General features: G+C 65.1%; 8 protein-coding genes. 6 read left to right on the top strand and 2 right to left on the bottom strand.

The genetic code is table 11. The annotated features are described in order from the left end of the window. Positions 1-208: 208 nt before the first annotated feature. The 4 genes from VJV41_RS19970 to pknB are packed head-to-tail and all read left to right on the top strand — an operon-like array spanning position 209 to position 6,268. Positions 209-1,618, top strand: a complete 1,410-nt coding sequence (locus VJV41_RS19970; protein ID WP_325336756.1) for an FtsW/RodA/SpoVE family cell cycle protein — start codon at positions 209-211, stop codon at positions 1,616-1,618. Next, positions 1,615-3,090: a D,D-transpeptidase PbpA gene (gene pbpA / locus VJV41_RS19965; protein WP_325336755.1), complete on the top strand. Its 1,476-nt coding sequence runs from the start codon at positions 1,615-1,617 to the stop codon at positions 3,088-3,090. The genes VJV41_RS19970 and pbpA overlap by 4 nt, the downstream gene beginning before the upstream one ends. After that, positions 3,087-4,397 carry a protein kinase domain-containing protein gene (locus tag VJV41_RS19960; RefSeq protein WP_325336754.1) on the top strand — a complete coding sequence of 437 codons (1,311 nt, stop codon included), beginning with the start codon at positions 3,087-3,089 and terminating at the stop codon, positions 4,395-4,397. The genes pbpA and VJV41_RS19960 overlap by 4 nt, the downstream gene beginning before the upstream one ends. Then, positions 4,394-6,268 (top strand): Stk1 family PASTA domain-containing Ser/Thr kinase, encoded by a 1,875-nt coding sequence (gene pknB / locus VJV41_RS19955; protein WP_325336753.1) that lies wholly within the window; start codon positions 4,394-4,396, stop codon positions 6,266-6,268. Before VJV41_RS19960 ends, pknB begins: the two co-directional genes overlap by 4 nt. Here pknB and VJV41_RS19950 read toward each other — a convergent pair. Then, entirely contained in the window at positions 6,246-6,920 is a 675-nt protein-coding gene (locus VJV41_RS19950) for an aminodeoxychorismate/anthranilate synthase component II (protein ID WP_325336752.1), read from the bottom strand. The two genes, pknB and VJV41_RS19950, sit on opposite strands and share 23 nt — an antisense overlap. A gap of 70 nt (positions 6,921-6,990) precedes the next feature. Then, positions 6,991-7,740, bottom strand: coding sequence for a DUF881 domain-containing protein (locus VJV41_RS19945; RefSeq protein ID WP_325336751.1), 750 nt, complete (start codon positions 7,738-7,740; stop codon positions 6,991-6,993). Between the two features lie 99 nt (positions 7,741-7,839). On the opposite strand from VJV41_RS19945, the gene crgA reads away from it, so the two are divergent. Together crgA and VJV41_RS19935 are read left to right on the top strand one after the other, a co-directional pair. Next, positions 7,840-8,121 (top strand): cell division protein CrgA, encoded by a 282-nt coding sequence (crgA, locus tag VJV41_RS19940; protein ID WP_325336750.1) that lies wholly within the window; start codon positions 7,840-7,842, stop codon positions 8,119-8,121. A 155-nt stretch (positions 8,122-8,276) separates the two neighbouring features. Then, positions 8,277-8,702, top strand: a complete 426-nt coding sequence (locus tag VJV41_RS19935) for a PH domain-containing protein (protein WP_325336749.1) — start codon at positions 8,277-8,279, stop codon at positions 8,700-8,702.

The following is an 8,702-nucleotide window of genomic DNA, read 5'->3' as shown; positions in this document are numbered from 1 at the left end:
CCGACGTCGACCCCGGCGCCGACGGTCACCGCCCTGCCTCCCCCACCACCGGAACCGGGAACCAACTGCCGGGAAGTGTCATGACGACCCGAGGACGAGCGCGAGTGAGGCGTCCGTTGAGGAAGCGGACAGTGGTCATCGCAGCGAGGACCGAGCGAGCACCGGTGGGCCCACGCCCGAAGGGCAGGGGACGAGTGGGAGTCGAGGCGTGACTACCCAGCCGCAGTCCCCCGTCACGGTGATGCCGCCGCTGCCGAATCGGCGCAATTCCGAGCTGATTCTGCTTGGCTTCGCCGCATTGATCACCACGGTGGCGCTGCTGCTCGTCGAGGCCAACCAGGAGCAGGGTCTGCATTGGGATCTGGCCCAGTACGCCGTTGCCTACCTGGCGCTGTTCACCGGTGCGCACCTGACAGTGCGGCGCTTCGCGCCGTATGCGGACCCGCTGCTGTTGCCGGTCGTGGCGCTGCTGAATGGCTTGGGGCTGGTGATGATTCACCGGCTCGACCTCGCTCAGGGTGATCTGACGTCGCGGGGTTTGGGCGGAACCGCCAACCAGCAGATGCTGTGGACGCTGGTCGGCGTGATCGCTTTCTCGCTCGTCGTGATCTTCCTCAAGGACCATCGGGTGTTGGCGCGCTACGGCTATGTGTGCGGACTGACGGGGCTTATCCTGCTGGCGATCCCGGCGGCCTTGCCTCGTTCGATGTCGGAGCAGAACGGCGCGAAGATCTGGATTCGGTTGCCCGGCTTCTCAATTCAGCCTGCGGAGTTCTCGAAGATCTTGCTTCTGATCTTCTTCGCGGCGGTGTTGGTATCCAAGCGAAGCCTGTTCACCAGCGCCGGCAAGCACTTCGTCGGTATGGACCTGCCACGTCCACGAGACCTGGCGCCGCTGCTGGCGGCCTGGGTGGCGTCGATCGGCGTGATGATCTTCGAGAAGGACCTCGGCACCTCGCTGCTGCTTTACGCCTCGTTTCTCGTGCTGGTCTACATCGCGACCGAGCGGTTCAGCTGGGTGGTCATCGGGCTTGCGCTGTTCGCCGCGGGAAGTGTTGCGGCGTATTACGTTTTCGACCACGTCCGCGTCCGTGTGCAGACGTGGATGGATCCGTTCGCGGATCCCGACGGTACGGGCTATCAGATGGTGCAGTCGCTGTTCAGCTTCGCCACCGGCGGGATATTCGGCACCGGCCTCGGCAACGGGCAGCCCGGCACGGTGCCCGCCGCGTCGACGGACTTCATCATCGCGGCGATCGGCGAAGAGCTCGGCCTCGTCGGTCTGGCCGCGGTGCTGATGCTCTACACCATCCTGATCATCCGGGGCCTGCGCACCGCGATCGCCGTGCGTGACAGCTTCGGAAAGCTGCTCGCCGCCGGCCTCGCATCGACCCTGGCGATCCAGCTGTTCATCGTCGTCGGTGGGGTCACCAAACTGATCCCGCTGACCGGCCTGACCACACCGTGGATGTCGTACGGCGGCTCATCGCTACTGGCCAACTACGTGCTGCTCGCGATCCTCGTCCGCATCTCGCACTCCGCACGGCGGCCGATCGTCACGCGACCTCAGAACCCACCGATCGCGGCGGCCAGTACCGAGGTGATCGAGAAAGTATGAACACCTCGCTGCGCCGCATTTCCGTCACGATCATGGTGTTGATCGTGCTGCTATTAGCGAATGCCACACTGACACAAGTGTTTAGGGCCGACGGTCTGCGCTCGGATCCGCGCAACCAGCGCGTCCTGCTCGACGAGTATTCGCGGCAGCGGGGCCAGATCTCAGCCGGCGGCCAGTTGCTGGCGTACTCGGTGTCGACCAACGGGCGGTTCCGCTTCCTTCGCGTATATCCCAATCCGCTGGCCTACGCCCCGGTCACCGGCTTCTACTCGCTGCGGTATTCCAGCACCGGCCTGGAACGCGCCGAGGATGGCATCCTCAACGGCTCCGACCAGCGGTTGTTCGGCCGACGGCTCGCCGACTTCTTCACCGGTCGTGACCCGCGTGGCGGCAACGTCGCGACCACCATCAATCCGCAGGTGCAGCAAGCGGCTTGGGATGCGATGGAGCACGGCTGCAGCGGACCGTGCAAGGGCGCAGTCGTCGCACTGGAGCCCGCGACCGGCAAGATCCTCGCGATGGTGTCGGCGCCGTCGTATGACCCGAACCTGCTGGCGACGCACGACCTCGAAGCGCAGTCACAGGCGTGGCAGCAACTGCGGGACAACCCCGATTCCCCGTTGCTCAACAGGGCGATTTCGGAGACCTACCCGCCCGGCTCGACGTTCAAGGTGATCACCACCGCGGCGGCCCTTCAGGCAGGTGCCGCCGAAAATACGCAACTCACGTCGGCACCCCGTATTCCGTTGCCGGACAGCACCGCAACGTTGGAGAACTACGGCGGCTCACCGTGCGGCTCGGGTCCGACCGTCTCACTGCACGACGCGTTCGCAAAGTCGTGCAACACCGCCTTCGTCCAACTCGGCATCAACACCGGCGCCGAAGCGCTGCGGTCCACCGCGTTCTCGTTCGGCCTTGACAGCCCGCCCACTCCGATTCCACTACAGGTGGCCGAATCCACCATCGGCCCGATCACCGACGCAGCCGCATTGGGCATGTCGAGCATCGGGCAGAAAGATGTTGCACTGACACCGCTGCAGAACGCGCAGGTCGCCGCTGCCATCGCGAATAGAGGGGTAGCGATGCGGCCCTACTTGGTCGATAGCCTGAAGGGACCCGACCTGGCCAACATCAGCACCACGGCTCCGCAGCAAGAGCGACGGGCGGTGTCGGAGCAGGCCGCGGATACACTTACGGATCTGATGGTCGCCGCCGAGCAGGTGACTCAGCAGAAGGGAGCCATCGCCGGCGTGCAGATCGCATCCAAGACCGGCACTGCGGAGCACGGCACTGACCCGCGCAACACTCCGCCGCATGCCTGGTACATCGCCTTCGCACCAGCTCGGGCTCCCAAAGTTGCGGTTGCGGTGCTGGTCGAGAACGGCGGCGATCGGCTGAACGCCACAGGCGGCGCGGTCGCCGCGCCGATCGGACGGGCCACCATCGCGGCTGCGCTGCGGGAGGGATCATGAGCCCCCGCGTCGGAGTGACGCTGTCCGGTCGCTACCGGCTGCAGCGGCTGATCGCCACCGGCGGCATGGGCCAGGTGTGGGAAGGCATCGACTCCCGGCTGGGCCGCCGTGTCGCGATCAAGGTGCTGAAGGCGGAGTACTCCACGGACCCCGAGTTCGTCGAACGGTTCCGCGCCGAAGCGCGCACCGTCGCGATGCTCAACCATCCCGGCATCGCCAGCGTGTACGACTACGGCGAGACCGAGATGGACGGCGAGGGCCGAACGGCGTACCTGGTGATGGAGCTGGTCAACGGTGAGCCGTTGAACTCGGTGCTCAAGCGGACCGGTCGGTTATCCCTGCGGCATGCCCTGGACATGCTGGAGCAGACCGGACGTGCCCTTCAGGTCGCACACACCGCGGGGCTGGTGCACCGCGACGTCAAGCCCGGCAACATCCTGATCACGCCGACGGGCCAAGTGAAGCTCACCGACTTCGGCATCGCCAAGGCCGTCGACGCCGCACCGGTGACCCAGACCGGCATGGTGATGGGCACGGCGCAGTACATCGCGCCGGAGCAGGCCCTGGGCCATGACGCGACGGCCGCCAGCGATGTGTACTCGCTGGGAGTTGTCGGCTACGAATCGGTTTCAGGCAAGCGGCCGTTCACCGGTGACGGTGCGCTGACCGTGGCTATGAAGCACATCAAGGAGACGCCGCCGCCGCTTCCGGCCGATCTGCCGCCGAACGTGCGGGAGCTGATCGAGATCACGTTGGTGAAGAACCCCGGGATGCGATACCGCTCGGGCGGCCCGTTCGCCGACGCGGTGGCCGCGGTGCGGTCCGGCCGTCGGCCCCCGCGACCGAACCAGGCGCCGTCGATCGGACGGGCTACGCCGGCGGCAGTGCCATCGGCCGCGCAGGCCCGCGCCGCCGCGGACCTCACCGGACGGGCCCCGGCAACCGCTGCCCGTCCCCGACCTGCGACCGGAAGCCACCGCACTCAGCCTCCGCGCCGCACGTTCTCGTCGGGTCAGCGGGCGTTGTTGTGGGCGGCAGGCGTGCTCGGTGCGCTGGCGATCGTGATCGCCATCCTGATCGTGCTCAACGCGCAGGATAAGAAGGACAAACAGACGCCGGCGCCGACGGTCACCAACACGATCACCGAGACGACGCCGTTCCAGACGCCGTCAGCGATGCCTGGCTGGACCCACGACGGTGTCGTCGGTCATGGTGGGGAAGAATCCGGGGTACCCCGACTCGATGCGTTTCTGTCGCCTGCAACGGTGCAGGTGACGCGATTGGCCCCTGAACAGACATGGCAATGACAACCCCCCAGCACCTGTCCGACCGATACGAACTCGGCGAAATTCTCGGCTTCGGCGGTATGTCCGAGGTCCATTTGGCGCGCGACCTGCGGCTGCACCGCGACGTCGCGGTCAAGGTGCTGCGCGCCGACCTGGCCCGCGACCCGAGTTTTTATCTGCGGTTTCGCCGTGAGGCGCAGAATGCGGCGGCGCTGAACCATCCGGCCATCGTCGCGGTATATGACACCGGAGAGGCCGAGACACCGACGGGTCCGCTGCCCTACATCGTCATGGAGTTCGTCGACGGGGTGACGCTGCGCGACATCGTGCACAGCGACGGGCCGATGGAGCCTAAGCGCGCCATCGAGGTGATCGCCGACGCCTGCCAGGCGCTGCATTTCTCCCATCAGCACGGCATCATCCACCGCGACGTCAAGCCGGCCAACATCATGATCAGCAAGAACGGCGCGGTGAAGGTGATGGATTTCGGCATCGCCCGCGCGCTGGCCGATTCCAACAGCGTCACCCAGACCGCCGCGGTGATCGGCACTGCGCAGTATCTGTCGCCGGAGCAGGCGCGCGGCGAGAAGGTCGACGCGCGCTCCGACGTGTACTCGTTGGGCTGCGTGCTTTACGAAATCCTCACGGGCGAACCTCCTTTCGTCGGTGACTCACCCGTCGCGGTGGCATACCAGCATGTGCGCGAGGATCCGGTGCCGCCGTCGCAGCGGCACAACGACATCTCCCCGGAACTGGACGCCGTGGTGCTCAAGGCACTGGCCAAGAACCCCGACAATCGCTACCAGACCGCTGCTGAGATGCGCGCCGATCTGGTCCGCGTGCACAGCGGTGAAGCGCCGGAAGCGCCGAAGGTGTTCACCGACGCCGAACGCACCTCGCTGCTGGCCTCGACGCCGTCGCACCATCGCACCGAACCGATCGACCCGGAACCCCGTCGGGAGCCGGAGTACATCGATCGAGAGCGGAGTGTTTCGGTAGGCCGCTGGCTGATCGCGGTCGCGGTGCTGGCAGTGCTCACGGTCGTCGTGACCGTCGCGATCAACATGTTCGGCGGCAACACCCACGATGTTCAGGTGCCCGACGTGAAGGGTCAAAGCAGAGACGAAGCAGTCGCCACGCTCCAGAACGCGGGCTTCAAGACAAAGACCAACCAACAGCCGGACAACACGGTTCCGGTCGATCACGCCATCAACACCGATCCCGCTGCCGGCACATCCGTCGGCGCAGGAGACGAGATCACGATCAACATTTCCACCGGCCCTCAGCAGCGCGAAGTAGTGGACTGCAAGGGCCTCACCTACGCCGACTGCGTCCAAAAGCTCACGAACGTAGGGTTTGGGAAGTTCAACCGGACGACGAGCGATTCGTCTCCGGACATGAAGGACAAGGTACTGGCCACTAACCCGCCGGCCAATCAGACCTCCGCGATCACCAACGTCATCACCATCGTGGTGGGCTCGGGCCCCTCCTCGAAGTTGGTACCGGACTGCGCCGGGCAGAGCGTCGACGTCTGCAAGCAGATCCTGGCAGGCTCCGGTTTCGTCAACTCGCTACCGGTGGAAGTAGACAACACCGCCCCGAGCGGGCAGATCATCGGAACCGTTCCCGCTGCGGGCCAGAATGTTCCGGTTGACACGTTGATTCAGATCCAGGTGTCGAAGGGCAATCAGTTCGTCATGCCGGACGTGCGTGGCATGTTCTGGGTGGACGCCGAACCGCGGCTTCGCGCACTGGGCTGGACCGGCGGGCTGGACCGCGGGGGTGATGTGCAAAACAGCGGTCAGAAAACCAACGCGGTGGTGACTCAGAGCCCGGCGCCGGGTAGTCCGGTGAGCTTCGGCAGCACCATCACGCTGAGCTTCGCGTCGTAGCCGCCTGCACCGCGTTCGCGACTTCGTCTTCCAACTGGCGTACCAGCGACTCGGCGGGCGCGGCGCCGCAGTACCCGAGCCAGTTGGCGAGCATCCGGTGCCCGCCTTCGGTGAGGATCGATTCGGGGTGGAATTGCACGCCGTGAATCGGCAGCACGGTGTGCCGCACGGCCATGATGACGCCGCCCTCGGTGCGCGCGATGACTTCGAGCTCGGCGGGCACGGTGTCCGGCAGGATCGTCAGCGAGTGGTAGCGGGTCGCGGTGAAGGGATTCGAAAGCCCTTGCAGCACACCGGCACTGGAGTGGAAGACGGTGCTCGTCTTGCCGTGGAGCAGTTCTGGTGCGCGGTCGACAGTGCCGCCGAACGCGACGCCGATGGCTTGGTGCCCGAGGCACACACCGAGAAGCGGCGTCTTCGTCGCAGCGCACGCCTTGACGAGCGGGATCGACGCGCCAGCGCGTTCCGGAGTGCCGGGGCCGGGGGATAGGAGAACGCCGTCGAACTGCTCGGCGGCCTTGGCCACGTCGGCGTCGGTGGCCAGGCGCTCGTCGTCGTTACGCCAGACCTGCGCGTGCACACCGAGCTGGCCCAGGTATTGGACCAGGTTGAACACGAAGCTGTCGTAGTTGTCGACGACCAGAACCTGCATCGGACCAGGCTACATTCAGCGATTTCGGCGCGGAAACGTGCGCTCAGCGCCGTTTGCGCGCCGAACTCACTCAGTAGCCGATGGGACCGGCCGGCTTGGCGTACTTCATCCGCACCGGATCGGTGTGCCCGACGAGGTCCACTTGCGCCCGGGGCTCTTCGGAGTAGCCCAGCCCGAATCGGACCACGTACTGCTTATAAAGCGTGACGAGTCGGGAGGCCGTGAGCGCCGCCTGCATCGCAGGAATGTCACCGATCGCGGTGATTATGTACGGCGGGCTGTACGTGCGTCCGTTGAGTAGAAGGGTATTGCCGACGCAGCGGGGCGCTGACGTGCCGATGATCCGCTGATCCTGCATCTGAATGCCCTCGGCGCCAACGCTCCACAGCGCATTGAGCACCGCCTCGATGTCCTGCTGGTGCACAACCAAGTCATCGGGTGAGGCGTCCCGCGGGAAACGGCCCTCGGCGTCGCGCTGCGCGTCGTTGAGCGTCACCACCAGACCCGGGCCGCGCATCGGGTCAAGCCCGGCATCCACGGCAAGACTGGCAGAACGCTTTGTGATCGCGGTCAGCGCCGCGTCGGCGCCGGGTGAGCCGCCGTGGTGAGTGTCGATCGTCGTCACCAACGAGTCCCGCTGTGCGGAGAGCCGGTCCACCGACTGCTGCGCCTCGCGGACCAGATCAACCAGTCGCGGCGCATCACTTCGCCGGATCTCATCGCCGCCGGACACACCATGGGTGGTCGCAAGGAGAAGCCCTGCCAACAGACATACGACTGGCACGCCGAAGCGCCAGACGCTTCGACGAGGCTGGTCCATCGGCGGCTCTCCTGAGGATTCGGGGCTGGCAGCGCGGCTACGTTAGGCTCGTAGCTACATCGTCGCACCGTATGACCCCAACTGTCCGCGAAGGTAGCCATGCCCAAGTCCAAAGTTCGCAAGAAGAACGACTTCACCATCAACCCGGTGAGCCGGACGCCGGTCAAGGTCAAGGCTGGTCCGTCGAGCGTGTGGTTTGTGGTCTTGTTCTGCGGCCTGATGCTGATCGGCTTGGCGTGGCTGATCGTCTTCCAACTCGCGGGAAGCGGTCCCAGCGCCCCGTCGGCGCTTCATTGGATGGCAGACCTGGCGCAGTGGAACTACGCCATCGCCTTTGCTTTCATGATCACCGGGTTGTTGCTCACGATGCGCTGGCGTTAGCCGTACCGACCATTGGTATGAATTTATCTTGGTCTCCGCGCGTTACCCGTTTAGCAACCTTGTGGTCATTGGATCACACTGATGTGATTCATCCCCATTGGGGATAGCACCTGTGGATAACCTCATTAGCAACGGTAAAAGGGTGTAGATACCCCATGCAGCAAACAAAGTGGGCACCGTCGACGCTCGGAATTGCAGCTTGTGGCATATCCGGACTTATCTTGGCTATCGCTGCTGTGACCGTAATCACAGATGCGCCCGGGCGCATCCTGCTGGGGATTGCCGCAGTGGGCTTGCTTGTGTTTGCAAGCCTGTCGTGGCGCGCACGCCCAAAACTGGCAATCACCGACGACGGTCTACTTACCCGTGGCTTGCTGCGAACAAACGTGTTCCGACCCACAGATATCAAGCTCATCCGGATCACCGAGTTCCGGCGAATCGCGCGCACAGTACGCCTGCTCGAGATCGATACAGCCGACGATCAGCTGCTGGTCTTCACCCGATGGGACCTGGGCACGGACCCGTTGAACGTGCTCGACGCACTCACTGCCGCCGGCTATGCCGGCTCGAACCCTGCCTGA

The sequence above is a fragment of the Mycobacterium sp. genome, from assembly GCF_035274705.1.
In the GTDB taxonomy this organism is placed as follows: domain Bacteria; phylum Actinomycetota; class Actinomycetes; order Mycobacteriales; family Mycobacteriaceae; genus Mycobacterium.
The sequence above is the reverse complement of the archived record's forward strand: the minus strand, read 5'-3'. Positions and strand labels throughout refer to the sequence as shown.